General features: G+C 67.5%; 23 protein-coding genes. 19 read left to right on the top strand and 4 right to left on the bottom strand.

Translation table 11 applies throughout. From position 1 onward, the window contains the following. Positions 1-19 precede the first annotated feature (19 nt). Positions 20-1,213, bottom strand: coding sequence for a lytic transglycosylase domain-containing protein (locus tag ACFX43_RS00560; RefSeq protein ID WP_378815770.1), 1,194 nt, complete (start codon positions 1,211-1,213; stop codon positions 20-22). 212 nt (positions 1,214-1,425) lie between these two features. Between ACFX43_RS00560 and rplK the strand changes: the two genes are divergently transcribed. The 5 genes from rplK to ACFX43_RS00535 all read left to right on the top strand — a co-directional run bounded on the left by rplK (position 1,426) and on the right by ACFX43_RS00535 (position 5,169). Continuing rightward, on the top strand, positions 1,426-1,854 hold the full coding sequence (rplK, locus tag ACFX43_RS00555; RefSeq protein WP_160025595.1) for a 50S ribosomal protein L11: 429 nt from the start codon (positions 1,426-1,428) through the stop codon (positions 1,852-1,854). 61 nt (positions 1,855-1,915) lie between these two features. Further along, positions 1,916-2,632: a 50S ribosomal protein L1 gene (gene rplA / locus ACFX43_RS00550; protein WP_378815767.1), complete on the top strand. Its 717-nt coding sequence runs from the start codon at positions 1,916-1,918 to the stop codon at positions 2,630-2,632. Positions 2,633-2,801: 169 nt separating this feature from the next. Further along, on the top strand, positions 2,802-3,593 hold the full coding sequence (locus ACFX43_RS00545) for a transporter substrate-binding domain-containing protein (protein WP_378815765.1): 792 nt from the start codon (positions 2,802-2,804) through the stop codon (positions 3,591-3,593). Continuing rightward, positions 3,590-4,402, top strand: coding sequence for an amino acid ABC transporter permease (locus tag ACFX43_RS00540; RefSeq protein WP_378815763.1), 813 nt, complete (start codon positions 3,590-3,592; stop codon positions 4,400-4,402). The genes ACFX43_RS00545 and ACFX43_RS00540 overlap by 4 nt, the downstream gene beginning before the upstream one ends. After that, positions 4,402-5,169, top strand: coding sequence for an amino acid ABC transporter ATP-binding protein (locus tag ACFX43_RS00535; RefSeq protein ID WP_378815761.1), 768 nt, complete (start codon positions 4,402-4,404; stop codon positions 5,167-5,169). The genes ACFX43_RS00540 and ACFX43_RS00535 overlap by 1 nt, the downstream gene beginning before the upstream one ends. 10 nt (positions 5,170-5,179) lie before the next feature. Here the strand turns inward: ACFX43_RS00535 and ACFX43_RS00530 are convergent, their stop codons facing one another. Further along, positions 5,180-6,364, bottom strand: a complete 1,185-nt coding sequence (locus ACFX43_RS00530) for an MFS transporter (RefSeq protein ID WP_378815759.1) — start codon at positions 6,362-6,364, stop codon at positions 5,180-5,182. 64 nt (positions 6,365-6,428) lie between these two features. Between ACFX43_RS00530 and ACFX43_RS00525 the strand changes: the two genes are divergently transcribed. Further along, complete coding sequence (locus ACFX43_RS00525) at positions 6,429-6,968, top strand: CGNR zinc finger domain-containing protein (protein ID WP_378815758.1); 540 nt, start codon at positions 6,429-6,431, stop codon at positions 6,966-6,968. 57 nt (positions 6,969-7,025) lie between these two features. Next, the gene (locus ACFX43_RS00520) at positions 7,026-7,736 is read left to right on the top strand and encodes a maleylpyruvate isomerase family mycothiol-dependent enzyme (RefSeq protein WP_378815756.1); all 711 of its coding nucleotides are present in this window, start codon (positions 7,026-7,028) and stop codon (positions 7,734-7,736) included. Here ACFX43_RS00520 and ACFX43_RS00515 read toward each other — a convergent pair. Both ACFX43_RS00515 and ACFX43_RS00510 read right to left on the bottom strand, forming a co-directional pair. After that, positions 7,716-8,930 carry an MFS transporter gene (locus ACFX43_RS00515; RefSeq protein WP_378815754.1) on the bottom strand — a complete coding sequence of 405 codons (1,215 nt, stop codon included), beginning with the start codon at positions 8,928-8,930 and terminating at the stop codon, positions 7,716-7,718. The genes ACFX43_RS00520 and ACFX43_RS00515 overlap by 21 nt on opposite strands. A 241-nt stretch (positions 8,931-9,171) precedes the next feature. Further along, the gene (locus tag ACFX43_RS00510; protein ID WP_378815752.1) at positions 9,172-10,161 is read right to left on the bottom strand and encodes an aldo/keto reductase; all 990 of its coding nucleotides are present in this window, start codon (positions 10,159-10,161) and stop codon (positions 9,172-9,174) included. Between the two features lie 242 nt (positions 10,162-10,403). Between ACFX43_RS00510 and rplJ the strand changes: the two genes are divergently transcribed. The 12 genes from rplJ (at position 10,404) to ACFX43_RS00450 (ending at position 22,577) form a co-directional block, all read left to right on the top strand. Continuing rightward, the gene (gene rplJ, locus ACFX43_RS00505) at positions 10,404-10,985 is read left to right on the top strand and encodes a 50S ribosomal protein L10 (protein ID WP_141802531.1); all 582 of its coding nucleotides are present in this window, start codon (positions 10,404-10,406) and stop codon (positions 10,983-10,985) included. 93 nt (positions 10,986-11,078) lie between these two features. Continuing rightward, the gene (gene rplL, locus ACFX43_RS00500) at positions 11,079-11,465 is read left to right on the top strand and encodes a 50S ribosomal protein L7/L12 (protein WP_141802532.1); all 387 of its coding nucleotides are present in this window, start codon (positions 11,079-11,081) and stop codon (positions 11,463-11,465) included. Positions 11,466-11,862: 397 nt separating this feature from the next. Continuing rightward, positions 11,863-12,849, top strand: a complete 987-nt coding sequence (locus ACFX43_RS00495) for an ABC transporter ATP-binding protein (protein WP_378815749.1) — start codon at positions 11,863-11,865, stop codon at positions 12,847-12,849. After that, positions 12,849-13,634 carry an MlaE family ABC transporter permease gene (locus ACFX43_RS00490; protein WP_378815748.1) on the top strand — a complete coding sequence of 262 codons (786 nt, stop codon included), beginning with the start codon at positions 12,849-12,851 and terminating at the stop codon, positions 13,632-13,634. Before ACFX43_RS00495 ends, ACFX43_RS00490 begins: the two co-directional genes overlap by 1 nt. A 12-nt stretch (positions 13,635-13,646) precedes the next feature. Beyond that, the gene (locus tag ACFX43_RS00485; RefSeq protein ID WP_355228099.1) at positions 13,647-14,474 is read left to right on the top strand and encodes an ABC transporter permease; all 828 of its coding nucleotides are present in this window, start codon (positions 13,647-13,649) and stop codon (positions 14,472-14,474) included. Further along, positions 14,471-15,832 carry an MCE family protein gene (locus ACFX43_RS00480; protein ID WP_378815746.1) on the top strand — a complete coding sequence of 454 codons (1,362 nt, stop codon included), beginning with the start codon at positions 14,471-14,473 and terminating at the stop codon, positions 15,830-15,832. The genes ACFX43_RS00485 and ACFX43_RS00480 overlap by 4 nt, the downstream gene beginning before the upstream one ends. Then, complete coding sequence (locus ACFX43_RS00475) at positions 15,829-16,881, top strand: MCE family protein (protein ID WP_378815744.1); 1,053 nt, start codon at positions 15,829-15,831, stop codon at positions 16,879-16,881. Before ACFX43_RS00480 ends, ACFX43_RS00475 begins: the two co-directional genes overlap by 4 nt. Then, complete coding sequence (locus ACFX43_RS00470; protein ID WP_378815742.1) at positions 16,878-17,852, top strand: MCE family protein; 975 nt, start codon at positions 16,878-16,880, stop codon at positions 17,850-17,852. Before ACFX43_RS00475 ends, ACFX43_RS00470 begins: the two co-directional genes overlap by 4 nt. 79 nt (positions 17,853-17,931) lie before the next feature. Continuing rightward, on the top strand, positions 17,932-19,074 hold the full coding sequence (locus ACFX43_RS00465) for an MCE family protein (RefSeq protein WP_378815740.1): 1,143 nt from the start codon (positions 17,932-17,934) through the stop codon (positions 19,072-19,074). Further along, the gene (locus ACFX43_RS00460) at positions 19,071-20,543 is read left to right on the top strand and encodes an MCE family protein (protein ID WP_378815738.1); all 1,473 of its coding nucleotides are present in this window, start codon (positions 19,071-19,073) and stop codon (positions 20,541-20,543) included. Before ACFX43_RS00465 ends, ACFX43_RS00460 begins: the two co-directional genes overlap by 4 nt. Further along, complete coding sequence (locus ACFX43_RS00455) at positions 20,540-21,808, top strand: MCE family protein (RefSeq protein WP_378815736.1); 1,269 nt, start codon at positions 20,540-20,542, stop codon at positions 21,806-21,808. The genes ACFX43_RS00460 and ACFX43_RS00455 overlap by 4 nt, the downstream gene beginning before the upstream one ends. 136 nt (positions 21,809-21,944) lie before the next feature. Then, positions 21,945-22,577, top strand: a complete 633-nt coding sequence (locus ACFX43_RS00450; protein ID WP_378815735.1) for a hypothetical protein — start codon at positions 21,945-21,947, stop codon at positions 22,575-22,577. Positions 22,578-22,579: the final 2 nt, after the last annotated feature.

Genomic DNA, 22,579 nt, shown 5'->3' with positions numbered 1-22,579 from the left:
CGGGGGTCGGACGGAAGCCTCACGGCAGCGTCTTGATCAGCCACTCGACGTACCCGGTGATGTCGGTGACGACTCCGGGGACGGCGGCGTTGGCCTGGGTGACCGTCTTGCCGAGCAGCCGGATGCTGCAGGAGTCGACGGCGCGGTTGGTGTCCCAACCGTCGGCGAGGTCGGGGAAGCGGGAGGAGAGCTCGGCGGCACAGATCCCGCGGCGCTCGGAGATCGAGGCCCAGCTGCCGTCGTCGGTCGGCGTGGGGCTGGGGCTCGGGGCCGTCGAGGGGGTCGAGCTCGGCTCGTTCGAGGGCCGGGCGCCCGCGCTCGGCTTCGGCGTGGTGGCGGGGGGCTTCTTCTTCGAGGGCTTCTTGTCGGCCCGCTTGGCCGCGTCGCGCCCCGGGTGGCCAGGTTTCGGCTCGGCGTGCGCGGGCGCGGCGGCGAGCTCGATGTCGTCGCCGCCGTAGGGGCTGTCGGCATAGCCCTTGGCGATCTTCAGCACGGTGGAGACGTACGCCTCGCTGCGGTTGTAGCGGGTCAGCGCGGCCTTCTTCCCCGCATCGGTGGAGACATCCTCGTCACCGGAGCAGAGGTAGACGGCGGCGGCGAGGGCGGCGTCGTCGATGTCCTGCGGGTCGCGTACGCCGTCGCCGTCTCCGTCGACGGCCACCAACGGCCAGGTCGAGGGGATGAACTGCATCGGCCCGACGGCCCGGTCGCCGCTGGCGAGCTTGTCGACGGCGCCGGCATCGGTGTCGGGCGCGGGGCTGCCGGAGCCGGTGGTCAGCGTCGGGCCGTAGATGGCAGGAGAGGCCTTGCCCGAGTCGTCGAGCCGGCTGCTCTTCAGGCGCCCATGGTCGGACTCGACCATCCCCACGGCGGCGAGCAGCGTCCAGTCGAGAGCACAGGCCCGGTCGGCGGTGGTGACGACGGCGGCCGCACGCTGGTACGCGGCCAGCGCCGGCATCGGGATGTCGCTTCCCTGCGCCATCGCGACGGCGATCGTGCCGGTTCGGGCGCCCTTGCGAGCTCCTTGCGCAGGCGCGGGCTCGGTGACGCTCGCGGGCTGGTCGATCGCCGACGTCACCAGGGTCTCGCCGCCGGGCAGCGTCACGGGTTCGACCGGATCGAACCCGGCACCGGTGGCGGCGGCGGTCCACGCGGCCGAGAGCGCGGCCAACGGCACGAGCGCGGCGAACATGGACAGGCGTCGATTGAACAATTGAGCTCCCTTTGTAAATCCCCGGGGGAGTATGCCAAGGGGAGTGGTGGCCGTCACTCAGGGGGTCCCACTGAGTGGGCCGCCTCCGCTGATTTCGTGAACCCGGACGGATCACGGACAATTGACCAGTTGCGAGAGCAACACAGCAGGTGGCAGAGGCCGAAACGTACAAGCGGCTTCGTCATGACCACGAGAAGGAAGAGATCTCAAGAATGCCTCCGAAGAAGAAGATCGCAGCGCTCGTCAAGGTGCAGCTGCAGGCCGGCTCCGCGACCCCGGCCCCGCCGGTCGGTACCGCGCTCGGTCCGCACGGCGTCAACATCATGGAGTTCTGCAAGGCGTACAACGCCCAGACCGAGTCCATGCGCGGCAACGTCGTCCCCGTCGAGATCACCATCTACGAGGACCGCTCGTTCACCTTCATCACGAAGACCCCGCCGGCCGCTGAGCTGATCAAGAAGGCTGCCGGTCTGAAGAAGGGCTCGTCCGTCCCGCACAAGGACAAGGTCGGCAAGCTGACCAAGGACCAGGTGCGCGAGATCGCGACCACCAAGCTGCCCGACCTCAACGCGGAGGACATCGACGCCGCGATGAAGATCGTCGAGGGCACCGCCCGCTCCATGGGCGTCACCACCGACTGACCGTGGGAGAGCCGCGCTGGCTCGCTAACCACATCTCCTCTTAACTACCGAAGGAATCACCATGCAGCGCAGCAAGACCTACCGCGCGGCGGAAGAGACGTTCGACAAGAACGAGCTCTACGCCCCGCTGGCCGCGATCAAGATCGCCAAGTCCTCCAGCAAGAAGAAGTTCGACGAGACCGTTGACGTCGTCATGCGTCTCGGCGTCGACCCCCGCAAGGCCGACCAGATGGTGCGCGGCACCGTCAGCCTGCCCCACGGCACCGGTAAGACGATGCGCGTCATCGTCTTCGCCGCTGCTCCGGACAAGGCCGAGGCCGCTCGCGAGGCCGGCGCGGACGTCGTCGGTGGCGACGACCTCATCGAGAAGGTCTCCGGTGGCTGGCTCGACTTCGACGCCGTCGTCGCGACCCCCGACATGATGGGCAAGGTCGGCCGCCTCGGCCGCGTGCTCGGCCCCCGTGGCCTCATGCCGAACCCGAAGACCGGCACCGTCACCCCGGACCCGGCCAAGGCCGTCTCCGACATCAAGGGCGGCAAGATCGACTTCCGCGTCGACCGCCACGCCAACCTTCACTTCATCATCGGCAAGGCCTCCTTCTCCGAGGCCCAGCTCGCTGAGAACTACGCCGCTGCTCTCGAGGAGGTGCTTCGTCTGAAGCCGTCCTCCTCCAAGGGCCGCTACCTGAAGAAGGTCACCCTCTCGACCACCATGGGCCCCGGTGTCCAGGTCGACCCCAACCGCGTCAAGAACGTGGCGGGTGAGGACGAGGCCTGAGCCTCTCACGGCGCTTGCGCCGGGAGAACGCGAAGGGATCGAGCGAGCGCACGGCTGAGCTTGCGAAGCCGTGACCGCGGGTCGAGATCCACTGGCGGTCTTACGCGATGGCCCGCCACCCCGAGGGGTGGCGGGCCATCGTCGTCCAAAGCGTCGTAGAGTTCGGCGCATGAATCTGCGGAAGCTCGCTGCTGCCCTGACCGTTCCTGCCCTCGGCCTGGCGCTCGCCGCCTGCGGTGGCGGCGACGAGGGTGGCACCTCCCCGTCGGGTGCGAAGCTGGTCAAGGCCGACACCCTGACCATCTGCACGCATCTTCCCTACAAGCCGTTCGAGTTCAACGAGGGCGGCGAGGTCGTCGGCTTCGACATCGACGTGCTCAAGATCGCGGCCGACGCCGAGAAGCTCGAGACCGAGGTCGTCAACATCGGCTGGGAGACCATCGTCTCCGGTGAGGCCCTCAACTCCGGTAAGTGTGACGTCGCCGCCGGCGCGATGACGATCAACGAGGAGCGCGAGAAGGTCATGGACTTCACCGAGCCCTACTTCGAGGCGACCCAGGCTCTGCTGACCAAGAAGGGCGCGGGCTACACGTCGCTCGACGACCTCGGCGGCAAGACCATCGCGGTCCAGGAGGCGACCACCGGCGCCGACTACGTCAAGGAGAACGCTCCCGAGGACGCCAAGATCATCACGCTCGAGGACTCCGCGCTGATGATGCAGGCGGTCAAGTCCGGCAAGGCCGACGCGGGCGTCAACGACAACGGTCTGCTCTACGACTTCGTCAAGGACAACACCGACATGGAGATCACCAGCGAGTTCCAGACCGGTGAGGCGTACGGCTTCTCGGTGAAGAAGGGCGGCAACGACAAGCTGCTCGACGTGCTCAACAAGGGCATCAACGACAAGGCCGCCTACGACGAGGTCTACAAGAAGTGGTTCGGGGAGGCTGCCGCGCAGTGACCAGCGCGGCAGTGGTTCCCAAGAAGCGGATGTCGCCGCGCAAGCGCGCGGCGCTCGTCCGTTACATCCAGTACACCGTCCTGGTCGCGCTGGTCGTCGTCCTAGCGCTCATCGCCGACTGGGGCGAGATCAGGCGGGCGTTCCTCGACCTCGACATCGCGGCGGCGCAGTTCCCCGACGTCATCGTGATCGCACTCAAGAACACGATCATCTACACCGCCTGCGGGTTCGCGTTCGGACTGGCGCTCGGTCTGGTGCTGGCGCTGATGCGGCTCTCGAGCGTCGGTCCCTACCGGTGGATCTCGACCGGCATCATCGAGCTCTTCCGCGGGCTGCCGGCGCTGGTCGTCTTCCTGGTGCTCGGACTCGGACTCTCGCTGGCCTTCGGGGTCCAGCTCTCCAACCTCAGCACCGTCACGCTGGCGCTCGGTCTGGTCGGTGGCGCCTACATGGCCGAGACGATCCGGGCCGGCATCCAAGCGGTGCCGAAGGGTCAGTACGAGGCGGCGCGCACGCTCGGCATGACCCACACGCGGGCCATGGTGACGATCGTGCTCCCGCAGGCGTTCCGGGTGATCCTGCCCCCGCTGACCAACGAGCTGATCCTGCTCACCAAGGACTCCTCGCTGGTCTACATCCTCGGTCTGTCTCTGGACGAGTACGAGCTGACCGCGTTCGGCCGTGAGGCGATGAACGCCAACGCCAACCTGACCCCGATGGTCACGATCGCGCTGTGCTACCTGCTGATCACGGTGCCGCTCTCGATCGTCGTACGCCGCATGGAAGCCAAGTCCGGGAAGGCCCGCTGATGACCCAGACCGAGACGACACCGGCTGCCGAACGCGGCGCGGCGGTGATCGACGTGCAGAACCTGCACAAGTACTTCGGTGACAACGAGGTGCTCAAGGGCATCGACTTCCACATCGCGCGGGGAGAGGTCGTCTGCGTGATCGGGCCCTCGGGCTCCGGGAAGTCGACGCTGTTGCGCTGCGTGAACCTCCTCGAGGAGCCGACCAGCGGCACGATCCTGGTCGACGGCGAGGAGATCACCGATCCGGACGCCGACGTGGACGGACTGCGCGCCCGGATCGGGATGGTCTTCCAGCAGTTCAACCTGTTCCCGCACATGACCGTGCTGCGCAATCTGACGGTCTCGCAGGAGAAGGTGCTCAAGCGCGGTAAGGCCGAGTCGCTGCAGATCGCTCGGGCCAACCTGGAGAAGGTCGGGCTCTCGGACAAGGCCGATGCCTACCCGGCTCACCTCTCCGGTGGCCAGCAGCAGCGCGTCGCCATCGCGCGGGCGCTGTCGATGAACCCCGACATGATGCTCTTCGACGAGCCGACCTCCGCGCTGGACCCCGAGCTCGTCGGGGACGTTCTGGCCGTCATGAAGGACCTGGCTGCCGAGGGCATGACCATGATGGTGGTGACCCACGAGATGAGCTTCGCGCGCGAGGTCGCCGACAAGGTCGTCTTCATGGACGGCGGCGTGATCGTCGAGGAGGGCCTGCCGGCCGACGTCCTCGGCAACCCCCAGCACGAACGCACCCAGGCTTTCCTCGCCCGGGTGCTCTGAGGCGTGATGTTCACCGACGCAGCTCGGTGAACGTCACACTCGCCACCGGCGCGGTGACCGCTGCCAGAGTGAAGCAGAGGCCCGCGCCGGTGAGCCAGACCGTCGGAACCCCGTGCGACAACAGACCGGTCGCAAGCATCGGCCCGATCGTCTGCGCGATCCCCCAACATGTCCCGTACGCCGCCAGGTAGCCCGCCCGCGACCCGTCGACGGCCGCCAGACCGGCCACGAGCGCGATCGGCGGGCCCAGGAGCAGCACCTCACCGAGGGCGACGATCGCGGAGCCGAGTGCGAGGAGTGGCAGCGGTGCCGCGTACGCGATCACGGCGAAGCCGACGGCCATCAGGACCAGGCCTGCGCGGATGAGCGTGAACGGCCGGGCGGCGGCGCCACGGAGAAGGCGCTGGCCGGCGATCGTGACCAGCGCGGCGACCACGAGCAGCCAGCCGGTGGCCGCGGCGTCGTGCCCCCGGGCGGAGACGGTCAGGGGAAGAGCGATCGTGCTCAGGATCCATGCGGTGGCGAACCCGGTGCCGAGCGCGAGCATCGTCAGGAGCCGGCGATCACGCCAGGGACTCGGCCCGGACCGCTGTCGGCGCACGCCTCGAGCCGTGGTGTCCCGCACGAGTGCGAGGACGAGAACCGCGGCGCACAGACAGGTGAGCGCGTCGGCGACGAAGAGCAGGCGCAGGTCGATGCCGCCCACAAGGGCGGCCACTACTCCTGCCGCCACACCGGCGACCGCCATCGCAGCGCCATAGAGCCCGTACGCCTGTGGCCGCCGCTCCACCTCCACCGACTCCGCGATCAGCGCCTGGGAGGCGGGCTCGTAGATCTCGTACGCCAGCCCGAGCAGCGTCGCGCCGATCAGCGCACCGGCGATCCCAGGAGACGCGGCGATGACCAGCTGGGCCACCGCGCAGGCGACGAGGCCGGCGACGATGGTCGGCCGGCGGCCCACCGTGTCGGCCATCCACCCGCCGAGCAGCCTCGACGGGATGGTGGCGACACCGAAGGCCGTCACAACCGCACCCGCCGTGGCGAGGGAGGCCCCATGCACCTCGACCAGGGCGACCGCCATGAAGGCCATGGCGAACGAACCCAGCCGGTTGACCGCTCGGGCGATGACCAGCACGAGGAGGGATCGCGGCCACCTTGTGCCTCGGTGACTGGTCAATGGTTGAATGACAGTCATGGAGGAGACGGTAGGACCCGAACTCGTGACTGGTCAAATACATTTCGACAGTCACGTACATACGGTGACCGAGCAGGCATGCAAGCTCGTCAACGCGCTGACCCCGGGGCATGACGGCACCCGCGCGGTACAGCCGCCTCCCTCCGGCCGGCGGGCGCGGGTCGTCAGCGACCTGCTGGCCCGTCCCGACTACGAACCCCAGGTCGAGGAAGTCTATGCCGACGGGATGGTCGCGCTCGCCGAGTCGCTGCGAGTCGTGTTCGAGGCAGCGGCCGGTGGCGACCTCGACACCGCCGCCACCGCGGTCAACGCGCTCATGCGCGAGATGGGCTCTGTCCCGCAGCTCGACCGTGCCCGTGGGGGAGGCTGGGCGCTGCACTTCCACGGCCGCGACCCCGGCCTCGTCATCGGCTGGGGCGCGGGAATCGCCGCCGGCCTCGCGCTGGCGATCGGCTCCGACCTGGCCGGCCGCCTCGGTGTCTGTCAGGCCGACCCGTGCGACCGCGTCTTCGTCGACACCTCCAAGAACGCCGGCCGCCGCTACTGCTCCACCCGCTGCCAGAGCCGGGTGAAAGCGGCCGCCCACCGCGCCCGCCAGAAGTAGTTCGGCCGTGACGAGATACGGCTGAGCCTGACCCTCGCGGTCGGTAGGGTCTGCGACGTGCCAACGCCTGACGACTACTTCACCACCCTCGTTGACCTGCAGGCCGAGTTCGCGGCCGCGCTGAAGCAGGCCGACCCGGACGTGCCGGTTCCGTCCTGCGACGACTGGTCGATCGGCGATCTGGCCGATCACCTGGCAGGGGTGCACCACTGGGCGGCGGCGATGGCGCGCGACGAGGACGAGGAGCCGCTGCCGGTGCCGCTGGACCTGGTCGCGGCCTATGAGGAGCAGGCCGCCGAGCTGCGCGAGACGCTCTCGGCGCTGGGACCGGAGGCGACCGGCCGGATCCTCAACGGGCTGACCGAGGACGGTCGTGGGCCGGTCTCGTTCTGGTTTCGGCGCCAGGTGCACGAGACCCTGGTCCACCTCTGGGACATCCGCGCTGCGCTCGGGCTCGACGCACCGGAGGCGACCCCGGAGCTCTGGGCCGACACGGTCGACGAGGTGCTGACCGTGATGTACCCGCGGCAGATCGCTCTGAAGCGCACGCGGAAGGTCGTCACCCGCATCGAGCTGACCGCGACCGACATCGACCACACCTGGGCGATCGGGGCTCCGAACGCGGTGCAGAAGGTGTCCGTCACCGGATCCGCGCGTGAGCTGGCGCTGCTGCTCTGGGGTCGTACGACACCCCGGTCCGCCGCGCTGACCGTCACGGGTGACGAGGCAGCCCTGGCCGAGGCACTCTCACGCGCGCTCGTCCCGTAGCCGGGCCTGTAGTCGGGTACGGTCGGCGCGGCCGGTCCAGTAGCCCACCCACACCGCTCCGGCGAGCGAGAAGAGCCCGAGCGCGACCGGAGCGGCGGCGATCGAGAAGACCGCGGCCAGACCGGAGACCAGGAGCGGCCCGCCGGTGCCGCCGAGGTCACCGCACAGCCGCCAGCCGCCGAGGAACTGGGCGCGTCCGTCCTCCGGTGCGGCATCGGCGCCGAGCGTCATCACGATCCCCGAGCCGAGGCCGTTGCCGACGGCGATCAGCGCCATCACCGCGCCCAGGCTGAGCGCGTCGTGGGTGAGGGGGAGCAGCAGGCAGCCGAGGCCGACGGCGAGCACCACCGGGATCGCCACGACCTGACGCCCGCGGTGGTCGAGCAGCCAGCCACCGGGGAGGGTGAGGGCTATGTCGACCAGTGCGGCCCCGGCGAAGAGCAGGGACACGACCGAGGCCTCGAGGTGGATGTGGTCGGCCCAGAGCGGCAGCAGCCCGGTGCGTACGGAACGGGAGATCCCGATGATCACCACCGCCACCCCGAGCGTGGCGAACGTCCGACGGTGGGTCCACAGCACGCTGCGTACGCTCAGATGCCCCTGCTCACGCGAGCGGGTGCGGCCGAGCTCGGGCATCCAGCCGCCGATCACCGCCGAGCACAGCGACATCGCGGCCGCGAAGAGGAAGACCACGGGGAGGCCGAAGGCGTGGATGAGCCCGGCGCCGAGCAGTGGTCCGACGAAGACCCCGAGCCGGAACGACCCGCCCAGCAGCGACATCGCCCGCGCCCGGTGGGAGAGCGGGGTCGCGTCGATGAGGAAGCCCTGCCGGGCGATCAGGAACGCCGTCCAGCTCATCCCGCTCACGAACACGGCGACGGCGAGCACGGCGACCGAGCTGCTGAGGAACGCCACCGTCATCGCGACCGCGTCGAGAGCCCCGGCACCCATCAGCGTCCGCCGCTCGCCGATCCGTGCCACCAACGACCCGGCGGGCAGCGAGGTGGCCAGCGACCCGATCCCGAGCAGCGCGACCACGAACGCGGCCGTCGACGCGTCCGCCCCCAGGTCGGAGGCCCGAAGCGCCAGCACCGGCATCACCGCACCATGTCCCATGGAGCTGACGATCGAGGGCGCGTACGCCACCAGCGCGATGTCTCGGAACCGGAACTCCGTCGTCGTCTCCGTCGTCACCCCTTTACTCTGCCCGATTCGTTACCGAGGCTCACTATTTGTACGCCGACCGAGACGACCGGAGCGAGGCCGAGCGGCGAGCTTGCTCGTCCGCTCGCGCCGAGCGAGGGAGTGACCGCGCGAAGCGCGGAGACGACCGGAGCGAGGCGTCACTCAGGTCGCTCGAGACGTCGCCTAGGTCGGCCGAATCGGCGACGAGGTGCCCACTCGGCCGACGCGAGTGACGCCTCGGCGGGGGATGTCACCAGCGGGAGTGGATGGCCTCGCGGAAGTGGGTGTCGTAGATCTGGCGTACGCCGGAGAGCAGCTCGTCGGAGAGCGCAGGCAGCGAGCCGGCGGCGGAGTTGGCGTGGGCCTGGGACGTGTTGCGGGCGCCGGGGATGACGGTGGTGACGCCGGGCTGCTGAGCGACCCAGGCGAGGGCGACCTGCGCGGGCGTCGCGCCCTCGGGGCCGTGCTGGGAGACCAGGGCGGCGAACTCCTGGGCGGCCTTGACCCCGGTGGCGTAGTCGACACCGGAGAAGGTCTCGCCGACGTCGAAGGCCTCGCCGTGGCGGTTGTAGGTGCGGTGGTCGTCGGCGGCGAACGTCGTCGACTCCGAGTAGCGACCGGACAGCAGTCCGGAGGCCAGCGGCACCCGCGCGATGATCCCGACGCCGGCCTCCGCGGCCGCCGGAAGCACCAGATCCAGCGGCTTGAGCCGGAACGCGTTCAGGATGATCTGGACGGAGGCCACGTTGGGCCTCGCGATCGCGGCGAGGGCCTGGTCGCAGGTCTCCACGCTGACGCCGTACGCAGCGATCACTCCCTCCGAGACCAGGGTGTCAAGCGCGTCATAGGTGGCCGAGGACTCGATCGTCTCCGAGGGCGGGCAGTGCAGCTGCACCAGGTCGATCGTGTCGACCCCGAGGTTGGTGCGCGAGCGGTCCAGCCACTCGCGGAAGGCGGCGAGCGTGTAGTTCGAGGGCACCTGGTCCACCCGGCGCCCCATCTTCGTGGCCACGAAGATCCCGTCGTGCGATCCGAGGAACCGCCCGATCACCTGCTCGCTCCGGCCGTCCCCGTAGACGTCGGCGGTGTCGAGGAAGGTCACCCCGTCACCCACCGCGGCCTCGAGCACCGCCAGCGCATCCGTCTCGCTGACCTCGCCCCAGTCGGCGCCGAGCTGCCAGGTGCCGAGACCGATGACCGACGCCGAGCGACCGATCCTTCCGAAGGTGTGGCTCTCCATACCGCCAAGGTACTGCCCGCCGATTTGGCGGCACCCCGCGGCGTACGCATAATTGTTGTCTGAAACCAGAGACCGCCGGTTGTCAGGTGCGCATGCACTCGATCGAAGGTTCCGCAGGATGCGGACGGCCAGCGTAGGTGAAGAGCAAGACGAGAACGTACGTCACGCCCTGAGCCTGCGCTCGGGGCGTTTGTCATGCAGGGCCCTCACCGACGGAATCGATTCCCGGAAGAAGGAGACCCATGGCGCGGGCTGACAAGCAGGCTGCCGTTGCCGAGATCGCTGACGAGTTCAGCGCCTCGACCGGTGCCGTGCTGACCGAGTACCGCGGTCTCACCGTGGGCGAGCTGAAGACTCTTCGTCGCTCGCTCGGTGAGCACGCAAACTACGCCGTGGTCAAGAACACGCTGGCCAAGATCGCTGCCTCTCAGAGCGGCATCGAAGGCTTCGATGACCTGCTGACCGGCCCGACCGCGATCGCCTTCATCAAGGGTGACGTCGTCGAGGCGGCCAAGGGTCTGCGTGACTTTGCCAAGGCCAACCCCAACCTTGTCATCAAGGGCGGGTACCTCGACGGCAAGGCCATCGACGCTGCTGAGGTTGGCAAGCTTGCCGACCTCGAGTCGCGCGAGGTCCTGCTCGCCAAGCTTGCGGGCGCGTTCACCGCGTCGCTGTCGCAGGCTCTGTACGCCTTCAACGCTCTGCCCTCGAAGACCGCGCAGCTCGCTGCCGCTCTCGAGGCCAAGGCCGCGGAGGACCCCTCGATCCTCGCAGGTGGTGCCGCTGAGCCGGCTGCCGCCGAGGAGGCTCCGGCCGAGGCCTGATGGCCCCGGTCGTAACTAACCACCACCTGTAACCCGGCCCCGCTGCGTACTCACAGAAAAACGCACAGGGCCACCACGAAAGGAAATGCCATCATGGCGAAGCTCTCCACCGACGAGCTGCTCGACGCTTTCAAGGAGCTCACCCTCATCGAGCTCTCCGAGTTCGTCAAGGCCTTCGAGGACACCTTCGGTGTCACCGCTGCCGCTCCGGTCGCCGTTGCCGCTGCCGGCGCCCCGGGCGCCCCGGCCGCCGCCGCTGAGGAGGCCAAGGACGAGTTCGACGTCATCCTCGAGGCCGCTGGTGACAAGAAGATCAACGTCATCAAGGAGGTGCGCGCTCTGACCTCCCTCGGTCTGAAGGAGGCCAAGGAGCTCGTCGAGGGTGCCCCCAAGGCTGTCCTCGAGGCCGCCAACAAGGAGACCGCTGACAAGGCGAAGGAGGCCCTCGAGGCCGCCGGCGCCACGGTCACCGTCAAGTGATCTGAGGGCTTCGGCCCTTGAGCCCGGGTTCGGCGGATTCCGCCGGACCCGGGCTTTCTCTACATTGCGGAAACAGTTCCGCAACAGATCGGGCAAGCTGCAGTGCAGCGCTGCGATCGTTCAAACCGCGAGTTGCTACTCCTGAGTAGCAACTCGCGGTTTGTTTCGTTATCTTGAACACACACCGGGCGTGAAGGGTCGCAATCCGACCGTCGACGTGTTGGCTGGGGGAGTTCGTCTCGGGTGGTGATCACCGTCATCGTTCGCAGGCCACTATGGTTTACAAAAGTGTGACGCGTGTCGCAGGAAGTGCGTAACCCCCGTCACACTCTGCCGTTAGTCGGGCAGTGGGGGCTTGAGGGAGACCGCCACGCGAACAGGAAGGGAGCCGGCCCGGATGGGTGTAGACGTAAAGATCGAAGGGCTGACCAAGAGCTTTGGTAAGCAGCTCATCTGGAAAGATGTCTCGTTGACTCTGCCCGCGGGCGAGATCAGCGTGATGCTGGGCCCGTCCGGCACGGGCAAGTCGGTGCTCCTCAAGACCCTGATCGGTCTGATCAAGCCCGACACGGGCTCGGTGGTCATCGAGGGCGTCGACATCGCCAGCTGCTCGGAGCGAGACCTCTACGAGGTTCGCAAGCTGTTCGGCGTGCTGTTCCAGGACGGCGCCATGTTCGGTTCCATGGATCTCTTCGACAACGTCGCGTTCCCGCTTCGTGAGCACACGAAGAAGAGCGAGTCGGAGATCCGCAACATCGTCATGGAGAAGATGGACCTGGTCGGTCTCATCGGCGCCGAGAACAAGCTTCCCGGCGAGATCTCCGGTGGTATGCGCAAGCGTGCCGGTCTGGCGCGTGCGCTGGTCCTCGACCCCGAGATCCTGTTGATCGACGAGCCCGACTCGGGTCTGGACCCGGTGCGTACGGCGTTCATCAACCAGCTCTTCATCGACCTGAACGCGCAGATCGACGCGACCTTCCTGATCGTCACCCACGACATCAACTCGACGCGTACGGTGCCGGACAACATCGGCCTGCTCTACCACAAGCACCTGGCCATGTACGGGCCCCGCGAGATGCTGCTGAGCTCCGAGGAGCCGGTGGTGCGGCAGTTCCTCAACGCCCAGACGATCGGCCCGATCGGCATGTCCGAGGAGAAGGACGCCGACGAGCTGGCCGCCGAGAAGGACATGGGCCTGCCGCCGCTGCCGCCGATCCCGATGCAGCTCGAGCCGTCCAACGGCATTCCGCGCAAGTACCAGCGTCCGCCGGGCGCCTGGTGCCGAGAGAACGGTGTCACCCCGCCGCCGGGATCGTTCCGAGCAGACGCGGCCATGGCCCCCGGCGGCGTGAAAGCAGCAGACCCCACAGAGGCTCCTCACTGATGTCATCTCTGACCGCCGCCAGGGTCCTGAAACCGATCGGGACCGCTGGCTCGCTCTTCGCGTTCGGTCTGGACGTGGGGCGCGCCGTGTTCCGGCGCCCCTTCCAGTTCCGAGAGTTCATCCAGCAGGCGTGGTTCATCGCGTCGGTGACGATCGTCCCGACCGCGCTGGTCGCGATCCCTTTCGGTGCGGTCATCGCGCTGCAGGTCGGTGGCCTCGTGGCCCAGTTCGGTGCGCAGTCCTTCGTCGGGTCGGCCGCGGTCCTCGCGGTCGTCCAGCAGGCTGCCCCGATCGCGACCGCGCTGTTGGTCGCGGGTGCCGGTGGCTCGGCGATCGCCGCCGACCTCGGTGCTCGGAAGATCCGTGAAGAGCTCGACGCGATGATGGTTCTGGGCATCGACCCGATCCAGCGGCTGGTGGTCCCGCGTGTGCTCGCCTGCATGATGATCGCGGTCTTCCTCAACGGCCTGGTCTCGATCGTCGGCGTCATGGGCGGTTACGTCTTCAACGTCATCATCCAGGGCGGCACCCCGGGTGCCTACCTGGCCAGCTTCACCGCGCTCGCGCAGATGGCCGACCTGTGGCAGGGCCTGGCGAAGGCGCTCGTGTTCGGTCTCATCGCGGCGATCGTGGCTTCGTACATGGGCATGAACGCCGGCGGTGGCCCCAAGGGCGTGGGTGACGCCGTGAACCAGTCGGTCGTCATCACGTTCCTGTTGCTGTTCATCGTGAACTTCGTGATGAGCGCGATCTTCCTGCAGATCGTCCCGAGCAAGTCCGGATAGGAGGCGAGACGGATGGCAAACCTCAAAGCGATCTACGAGAAGCCTGCCAAGAGCCTCGACCACCTCGGTGACGAGCTCGGCTTCTACCTGCGCGCGATCTCGTGGTTCCCGCGCACACTGAGGCGCTACAAGAAGGAGATCCTCCGGATCCTCGCCGAGGTCACCCTCGGATCGGGGGCGCTGGCCGTCATCGGCGGCACCGTCGGCGTGATCTTGGCGATGACCTTCTTCACCGGTGCCCAGGTCGGCCTCTCGGGCTACACCGCGCTCGACCAGCTCGGCACCTCGGCGTTCTCCGGCTTCGTGTCGGCCTACTTCAACACCCGCGAGATCGCGCCACTGGTCGCCGGCATCGCGCTCGCGGCGACGGTCGGCTGCGGCTTCACCGCCCAGCTCGGCGCGATGCGCATCTCCGAAGAGGTGGATGCCCTCGAGGTCATGGCGATCCCGTCGCTGCCGTTCCTGGTGACCACCCGGATGATCGGCGGCCTGATCGCGATCGTGCCGCTCTACGTGGTCGGCCTGCTCTCCTCCTACGTCGCCACCCGATTCACGGTGATCCTCTTCTACGGCCAGAGTGCGGGCACGTACGACCACTACTTCAACACGTTCCTGCCGCCCATCGACGTGCTGTGGTCCTTCGGCAAGGTGCTGATCTTCGCCGTCGTGGTGATCCTGATCCACTGCTACCACGGCTACAACGCCTCGGGTGGCCCCGCAGGGGTCGGCGTCGCGGTCGGTAAGGCGGTGCGTACGAGCATCGTCGCCGTCTCCGTGCTCGACCTGATGCTCTCGATGGCGATCTGGGGCAGCACGACGACAGTGAGGTTGGCGGGATGACTCAGACACTCGCTCGCGACGAGGTCCATCACGACCTGCCCACGCCGCACAAGAGAAGCGCCGTGGCGCTCGCCTGGGGCCGGCAGAAGGGCAAGATCCTCGGGATCCTCTTCCTCGCGCTGCTCTTGGCCGCGCTCGTCCTGACCTGGGCGCAGTTCACCAACCGGTTCGGACAGTACGAGGAGATCACCCTCAAGGCCGACCGCATCGGTCTGCAGCTCCCCGAGCGTGCCGACGTGAAGGTCCGTGGCCTGATCGTCGGCGAGGTCCTCGAGATGAAGCCGACCGACGAGGGTGCCGAGCTGACCCTGGGTCTGTTCCCCGATGAGATCAGCAAGGTCCACCCGGACGTGACCGGCGCGATCCTCCCGAAGACCCTCTTCGGCCAGAAGTACGTCTCGCTGGTCCCGCCCGACACCGACTTCACCGAGCCGATCAAGGCCGGTGCTGTCATCGAGAAGACCAAGATGGCCACCGAGGTCCAGGCCGTGCTGCGTGACCTCTACCCGCTGCTGCGGACGATTCAGCCGGCCGACCTCAACAACACGCTCAACGCGCTTGCCACCGCGCTCGAGGGGCGCGGCGACAAGCTCGGTGAGTCGCTCGACACCCTCGACTCCTACCTGAAGCGGCTCAACCCCGAGATCCCGGCGCTGATCGAGGACCTCGAGCTCGCCACCGAGGTCTCGGGCACCTACCAGGCCGTGCTTCCGGAGATCGGACAGATCCTGCGCAACACCATCGTCACCGCGACCACGCTCGAGGACCGCGAGGTGGAGCTCAAGAAGATGCTGACCGACGTCACCGCGTTCTCCAACACCGCCGACAAGTTCCTCGACGACAACGGCGACACGCTGATCCAGGTCGGCGAGGTCGGTCGGCCGGTCACCCAGACGCTGGCCCGTTACGCCCCGATGTTCCCGTGTCTCATCGGCGGCATGGACATCCTGACCGACGAGTTCACCGAGGTGTTCCGCAACAACACCGTCCACATCACGCTGGAGACGCTGCCGCACCAGTCGCGTCCCTACTCGACCAAGGACAAGCCGCGCTACGGTGAGGACAGCGGGCCCTACTGCGGTGAGATGCCGAACGCGTCCTGGAGCCAGAAGAAGCCGTTCGCGCCGTTCCCCAACAAGAACGACGGCGTCGACGAGCCCACCGGAAAGGGTGTCATGCGTTCCGCCACCGGGACGACCGGCTACTCGGCCCTGTCCTACGTCGGTACGTCGGCCGAGACCGATGTCATCAACGAGCTGTTCGCCCCCGGCATGGGCATGACCGCCAGCGAGGTCCCGGACCTCGGCGGGCTGCTGCTCGGCCCGGCCGCACGTGGAGCTGAGGTGACGTACGAATGAGCGCAGTGAAGCTCTTCGACGCCAAGACCTTCCAGGACTTCTGGAAGCTGGTGATCTTCGTGATCGTCACGACGCTGGCCACCGGCCTGCTCGCGATCACGATCGGCAACGTGACCTTCGGACAGACCGATGAGTACAAGGCGGTCTTCACCGACGTCACCGGTGTGAACAAGGGCGACGACGTACGCATCTCCGGGGTCAAGGTCGGCGCGGTCAAGGGAATCGAGATCTCCGACGACGCCCGGAGCGCGGTGGTCACCTTCACGGTCGACAGCGCGCAGCAGATCGCGACCACGACCGAGGCGACGATCAAGTACCGCAACCTGATCGGCCAGCGCTACCTGGCACTGACCAATCAGCTGGTGGGCGACGCCTCCGCTCTGCAGGAGGGCCAGACCATCCCGGTCGGGCAGACCCACCCGGCACTCGACCTGACCGTGCTCTTCAACGGGTTCAAGCCGCTCTTCCAGGCGCTGTCGCCCAACGACGTCAACACCCTGTCCTACGAGATCGTCCAGGTCTTCCAGGGCGAGGGCGGCACGCTGGAGAGCCTGCTCTCCCACACCGCCTCGCTGACCTCGACGCTGGCCGAGAAGGACCAGGTCATCAACGCCCTGATCGACAACCTCACCGAGGTGCTCGAGCACGTGGGCGACCGCGAGAAGGAGCTCTCCAGCCTGATCGTGACGTTCCGTGACTTCGTCGGCGGTCTCAACAACGACCGCGAGGCGATCCTCGGCTCCCTGGACCAGATCTCGGCGCTCTCCGTGGAGACCGCCGACCTGGTGCACGAGGCGAAGGACCCGCTGCTGGAGGACCTGCGGCAGGCCCGGAGGTTCTCCGACGAGGTGGCCAAGGACAAGCGCCAGCTCGACGACGCCCTCGAGCTCCAGCCGATCAAGCTGGACAAGATCGGCGCGACGGCCAGCTACGGCGGTTGGTTCAACTTCTACCTGTGCGGTCTGCGGGGCACGATCCGCGACCCTGAGGGCAAGGACCTCGAGATTCCGCTCTACGAGCCCGGTCAAGCGAGGTGCAACCTCGGATGATTCCCTTCCGTGAACGTAACCCAGTCAAGATCGGCGCCGTCTCGATCGCCGTCCTCGCCATGCTGATGGTGATGGCGTTCAAGGCCGACAGCCTGCCGCTGATCGGCGGTGGCACCACCTACTACGCCAACTTCTCCGAGGCCGGTGGCCTCAAGACCGGCGACGAGGTCCGGGTGGCCGGCGTCCGGGTCGGCAAAGTCGACTCGATCGAGCTGGACGGCAACCAGGTCAAGGTCGGCTTCAAGATCCGCGAGAAGGTCAACTTCGGTGAGAACTCCGGAGCCGGCGTACGCGTGAAGACGCTGCTCGGCGACATGTTCCTCGAACTGCAGCCGGCCGGAGAGGGCCAGATGAAGGCGGGAGCCACCATCCCGGTGGACCGCACGGAGTCTCCCTACGACGTGGTCGAGGCCTTCGAGGGCCTGGCCGACACCTCCGCCAACATCGACAAGGACCAGCTCGCCGCGGCCCTCACCACGCTCGCCGACCTGACCCGGTCGACGCCGGAGGAGTTCCAAGCCGCCCTCACCGGTGTCTCCGACCTCTCCCGCAACCTGGCTGCCAAGGACGAGCGCATCGAGTCGCTGCTCACCCAGCTCGACCGGGTGACAAAAGTGCTCGACGAGCGCGACGAGGACCTGATCACGCTGATGAACGACGCCAACCAGCTCTTCGCTGCGTTGGTCGAGCGGCGCGAGGCGGTCCACAACCTGCTGATCTCGACCCAACAGCTCTCGAAGGAGCTCTCGCAGCTGGTCGACGACAGCCGCGCCGACCTCAAGCCGGCGCTGGAGAGCCTCGACGTGATCCTCGACGTCTTCACGAAGAACGAGGAGAACCTCGAGAAGTCCCTGCGGCTGATGGCACCGTTCTACAAGGTCTTCAACAACACCCTGGGCAACGGCCCCTGGTGGGACACCTACATCCAGAACATGCCTCCCGTCCCGGCTCTCACTGGGAGGACCCCATGAACGAGCGTCAGCGAGTGAACATGAGCATCAACACGGCGCCGCGCCCGTATTCTGGCGCTTGCGCTACGGGGGTGGCGGCATGAACAAGTTCATCGTTCCCATCATCATCGGTGCTCTCGTCCTCGGGGTCGGCGCCTGGGCGCTGGTCCGCGACACCGGTGAGAAGACGCTCGTGGCGCACTTCCCGCGCACGGTCTCGCTCTACGAGGGCAGCGACCTGCGCGTGCTCGGTGTCGCCGTCGGCAAGGTGACCTCGGTCGAGCCGAACGGCACCGACGTCAAGGTCACCCTGGAATACAAGGGCGACGTCGACCTGCCCGCGGACGCCAAGGCTGTGATCATCTCGCCGTCGATCGTCGGCGACCGCTATGTCCAGGTCACGCCGGCCTACGACGGCGGCAAGAAGCTGGCCGACGGTGCGGTGCTGAGCACCGACAAGACCTCGGTCCCGGTCGAGCTCGACCAGATCTACTCCAGCGTCGACGACCTCGTGGTCGCGATCGGTCCCGACGGAGCCAACAAGAACGGCGCCCTCACCGACCTGCTGCAGCAGACCGCGAAGAACCTCGGCGGCCAGGGCGAGAAGATCAACTCGACCATCGGCGACCTCGGCAAGCTGACCAAGGTGCTCGACAACCGCGACGAGCAGTTCTTCGACTCCGCCGAGCAGCTCGAAGGCTTCATCGGCACGCTCGCCGAGAACGACAAGACCGTACGCGACTTCGCCCAGGCGCTCGCCGAGGTCTCCTCGATGCTGGAGGGTGAGCGCGAAGAGCTCGCCGCGTCGATGAAGAACCTCTCGGTGGCGCTGAACAAGGTGACCCAGTTCGTCCGGGACAACAAGGCGATCCTGCGCGAGGACATCCAGAGCCTCAACCGGATCGGCAAGGTCCTAGTACGGCAGCGCAAGGCGCTCGACGAGAGCCTCCGGACCGCTCCGCTCGCGCTCAACAACCTGGGCCTGGCGTACAACCCGGAGACCGCCACGCTCGACACCAACGCCAACATCACCATGATCCTCGACGAGATCATCGAGAACCCGGCCTCGTTCCTGTGCAGCCTCGTGGACCAGGCGACCAACGGCAGCAGCGCCGAGATCTGCTCGCAGATCCGGCAGATGCCTGGGCTGAACCGTTCCGCGGCGATCGGACTCGGCACGGGTTCGTCCTACGGAGTGCCTTATGACATGTCGCTCGGCGGCCTGGTGGAGGTGACACGATGACCACGATGAAGCGCGCCGTCCAGGCGTTCGTCGGCGTGATCGCCGGCGCCCTGATGCTGACCGGCTGCGGCACCTTCTCCGTCTACGACCTGCCGCTCCCGGGCGGCGTGGACGCCGGTGACGACGCGATCTCGGTCACCGCACAGTTCGAGGACACCCTCGACCTGGTGCCCCAGTCGACCGTCAAGCTCGAGGACATCGACGTCGGCAAGATCAACAAGATCTGGCTCGACGACGGCGTCGCCACCGTCGAGATGCTGCTGAAGAAGGACGTCAGCCTGCCGAGCAACGCCCGTGCGTCGATCCAGCAGACCTCCCTGCTGGGCGAGAAGTTCGTCTCGCTGGAGCGGCCGGCCGAGCCCGATTCGACCAAGCTCGCCGACGGCTCGACCATCCCGCTGTCGCAGACCGGCCGTAACCCTGAGATCGAAGAGGTCTTCAGCGCGCTGAGCCTGCTGCTCAACGGTGGTGGCGTGGCCCAGCTGAAGACGATCTCGACCGAGCTCAACAAGGCGCTCGCCGGCCGCGAGGACTCCGCCCGCTCCGTGCTTCACCAGGTGGAGAAGCTGGCGCGCGACCTCGACAACAACAAGGAGAAGATCGTCGCGGCCATCGAGGCGCTCGATGCGCTGGCGAAGGCCACCAACGCGCAGATGGGCTCCATCGATGCTGCCCTCGACGAGCTGCCCTCGGCGATCTCCAGCATCGACAAGCAGCGCGCCGACCTGGTCAAGATGCTCAAGGCCCTGGAGCGGCTCGGAGACACCGGCGTACGCGTCATCCGGGCGTCCAAGGACAACACCATCGGCATCATCAAGGACCTGAGGCCGCTCCTGTCGAACCTGGCTGACTCCGGCGACGACTTCGTCCGGGCGATGAACACGATCCTCACCTATCCGTTCGTCGACGCGGCGGTCGGTGGTTCGCCGCAGGCCGCGCGCAACCTGCACATGGGTGACTTCGTCAACCTCGACGTCACCGTCGACCTCAACCTCGACACGCTGCTCCAGAACGCGCCTCGGGTCGGCGACACCGTCTGCTGGGGTCTCGAGGAGATCAACCGGAAGCTCAAGACGTATCCGGACGAGGAGACGGCTCTCGACTGGCTCAACAACCTCACGAACGTCTGCAAGGACGGCGGGCTGGCCAGCGCCATCGACACCTGCCAGGAGGTGCTGACCGGGCAGTCCTCCTCGGCGCCCCAGGCGTGCGTGACGGGCGTGCTGGGTTCGATCGGGAAGACCCTCGACGGCCTGCTCGGGATCGGAGCTCCCTCGTCCAACGGTGGGAGCACCACCGAGGACGGCTCCGGGTGCGTACTGCTCCTGTTCTGCCGTGCCGGTGCGACCCCAGGGACGCATGCGGTGACGTACGACGAGCTGAGCAAGGAGCTCGACCCGGGTCTGACCTCGCTGATGATCCCCGCGCTGAGCACCTCGAGCAACACTCACCAGGAGGGCGTCTCATGATCACCCGCCGTACGAAGATGCAGCTGATGATCTTCTTGCTGATCACCCTCGTCGGGGTCAGCTTCGTCGGTGCGCGCTACGCCCGCCTGGGGTCCCTGTTCGTCAAGGACCACTACGTCGTGATGGCCCACTTCGAGCAGTCCGGCGGCATCTACGAGGACGCCGAGGTCGACTACCGAGGCGTCAAGATCGGCCAGGTCGGCGAGCTGGTTCTCAACCGCAGCGGCGTCGACGTGACCCTGAAGATCGACAAGGGGTGGGAGGACAAGATCCCGGCCGACAGCCTCGCCGTGGTCGGCAACCGCTCCGCCGTCGGTGAGCAGTACGTCGAGCTGCAGCCGCAGTCGAAGGGCGGGCCCTACCTCGAGGACGGCTCCGAGATCGCCCGCGCCGCGACGACCACGCCGCTGCCGACCGAGAAGCTCCTCGAGGACGTCACCACGACGGTGAACTCGGTCGACCAGAAGGCGCTCACCACGACCATCGACGAGCTCGGCAAGGGTTTCGCCGGCACCGGTCAGGACCTGCAGACCATCATCGACACCGGCACCGCCTTCGTGGAGACCGCCGACCAGAACTTCGCCCTCACCACCCAGCTGATCCGGGACAGCAACACCGTCCTCCAGGGCCAGCTGGACAGCAGCTCGGCGATCAAGTCGTTCGCGACCGACCTGGAGCTGTTCACCGGCACCCTGGCCGGCTCCAACAAGGACCTGATCAGGCTGATCGAGAGCGGCTCGGCCAGCTCGATCGAGCTGCGGCAGTTCCTGGAGCAGAACGACGTGGAGATCAGCGAGCTCCTCAACGAGGTGCTGGTGACCGGCAAGGTCGTCCGGAAGAACCTGCCGGGCGTCAGGCACCTGCTCTCGATCTTCCCGGTCGTCGTCGAGGGCAGCTTCGCGGTCGTCGACGTCGGCCACCCCGGCCTGGCGCAGGCCCACTTCGGGTTGGCGCTGACCAGCCAGGCGCCGTGCAAGCAGGGCTACGAGAGCACCAAGAAGCGCAGCCCGCTGGACCTGCAGAGCCGTCCTTTCAACACCGAGGTCTCCTGCACCGAGGACCCGAGCAAGTCGAACCCTCGTGGCTCCAGCCAGGTGCCGCGTGCGGCTGTCGGCGGCACCGACTCGATCGCCAGCTTCGACCCGGACACCGGCGAGCTCACCTGGGGCGAGGCCGAGGAGACCACGGTGTCGACCGCGGCTCCCGCCTCCTACGGCGAGGACGCCTGGAAGTGGCTCTACCTGCAGCCGATGGAGACCGAGTAGCCGGAACCCTGACCACCAAGCAGCCGACCGGGGTCGGGGCCCGAAGTGCTGCCGCATCGACCGACTCGCCCGCGGCGTACGGTGTTGATGCTTGGAAATGGCTCCTGGAGCCGCTGACCACAGAGAGTGATCCGTCTTGAGCACCACGACCGACCCCGGACCCGACACGGAGACCGGCGCAGAGACCGACCAGGCGACCGCGAACCGGGGCGCACTGCTCCGTTGGGGCGTCCTGGCCCTGCTGATCGCCGTGATCCTGGCTGCCGTCGGCTACGTCGGCTGGCAGCTGACCCGCGGCGCCGACGAGTCGGTGGTGAGCCAGCGCGAGCAGGTGATGGCGGCGGCCGACAAGTTCGTCGGCCGGGTCAACACCTACGGTCCCGATGACGTCGGCAGCGACAAGAAGACGATGCCGAAGTATCGCGAGCGGGTGGGTGAGCTGCTGACCCCGAAGTTCGAGAAGAGCTTCCTGGGCAACGTCGCCTTCGCGGAGGCCACCGTCGTCCAGCAGGGCGTCGGTCGCACCACGAGCGTGCACAGCACAGGTGTCGCCGGCCTCGACGCGGACAGCGCGACCGTGCTCGTCGTCGCCGAGCTCGCGATCAGCTACCCGAAGTCCGAGGGCTCCGAGGAGCGCGTCGAGGCGGCGCGTCAGCTCGCCCGGACGGAGGTGGAGCTGGTGAAGCAGAACGGGAAGTGGCTGGTCGACGACTGGTACCCCGCCGAGGAAGCTCCTACTTCGGAAAGCAGTGAAGGGGTGACACCATGAGT

This window comes from Nocardioides sp. YIM B13467 (assembly GCF_042788075.1).
Taxonomy (GTDB): Bacteria; Actinomycetota; Actinomycetes; order Propionibacteriales; family Nocardioidaceae; genus Nocardioides.
The sequence above is the reverse complement of the archived record's forward strand: the minus strand, read 5'-3'. Positions and strand labels throughout refer to the sequence as shown.

Coding starts and splice junctions, on each gene's coding strand:
- rplA (WP_378815767.1), top strand. CDS start 1,916: ATGCAGCGCAGCAAGACCTACCGCGCGGCGGAAGAGACGTTCGACAAG.
- ACFX43_RS00545 (WP_378815765.1), top strand. CDS start 2,802: ATGAATCTGCGGAAGCTCGCTGCTGCCCTGACCGTTCCTGCCCTCGGC.
- ACFX43_RS00485 (WP_355228099.1), top strand. CDS start 13,647: ATGGCAAACCTCAAAGCGATCTACGAGAAGCCTGCCAAGAGCCTCGAC.
- ACFX43_RS00475 (WP_378815744.1), top strand. CDS start 15,829: ATGAGCGCAGTGAAGCTCTTCGACGCCAAGACCTTCCAGGACTTCTGG.
- ACFX43_RS00470 (WP_378815742.1), top strand. CDS start 16,878: ATGATTCCCTTCCGTGAACGTAACCCAGTCAAGATCGGCGCCGTCTCG.
- ACFX43_RS00455 (WP_378815736.1), top strand. CDS start 20,540: ATGATCACCCGCCGTACGAAGATGCAGCTGATGATCTTCTTGCTGATC.
- ACFX43_RS00535 (WP_378815761.1), top strand. CDS start 4,402: ATGACCCAGACCGAGACGACACCGGCTGCCGAACGCGGCGCGGCGGTG.
- ACFX43_RS00480 (WP_378815746.1), top strand. CDS start 14,471: ATGACTCAGACACTCGCTCGCGACGAGGTCCATCACGACCTGCCCACG.
- ACFX43_RS00460 (WP_378815738.1), top strand. CDS start 19,071: ATGACCACGATGAAGCGCGCCGTCCAGGCGTTCGTCGGCGTGATCGCC.
- rplL (WP_141802532.1), top strand. CDS start 11,079: ATGGCGAAGCTCTCCACCGACGAGCTGCTCGACGCTTTCAAGGAGCTC.
- rplJ (WP_141802531.1), top strand. CDS start 10,404: ATGGCGCGGGCTGACAAGCAGGCTGCCGTTGCCGAGATCGCTGACGAG.
- rplK (WP_160025595.1), top strand. CDS start 1,426: ATGCCTCCGAAGAAGAAGATCGCAGCGCTCGTCAAGGTGCAGCTGCAG.
- ACFX43_RS00530 (WP_378815759.1), bottom strand. CDS start 6,364: ATGACTGTCATTCAACCATTGACCAGTCACCGAGGCACAAGGTGGCCG.
- ACFX43_RS00510 (WP_378815752.1), bottom strand. CDS start 10,161: ATGGAGAGCCACACCTTCGGAAGGATCGGTCGCTCGGCGTCGGTCATC.
- ACFX43_RS00490 (WP_378815748.1), top strand. CDS start 12,849: ATGTCATCTCTGACCGCCGCCAGGGTCCTGAAACCGATCGGGACCGCT.
- ACFX43_RS00465 (WP_378815740.1), top strand. CDS start 17,932: ATGAACAAGTTCATCGTTCCCATCATCATCGGTGCTCTCGTCCTCGGG.
- ACFX43_RS00495 (WP_378815749.1), top strand. CDS start 11,863: ATGGGTGTAGACGTAAAGATCGAAGGGCTGACCAAGAGCTTTGGTAAG.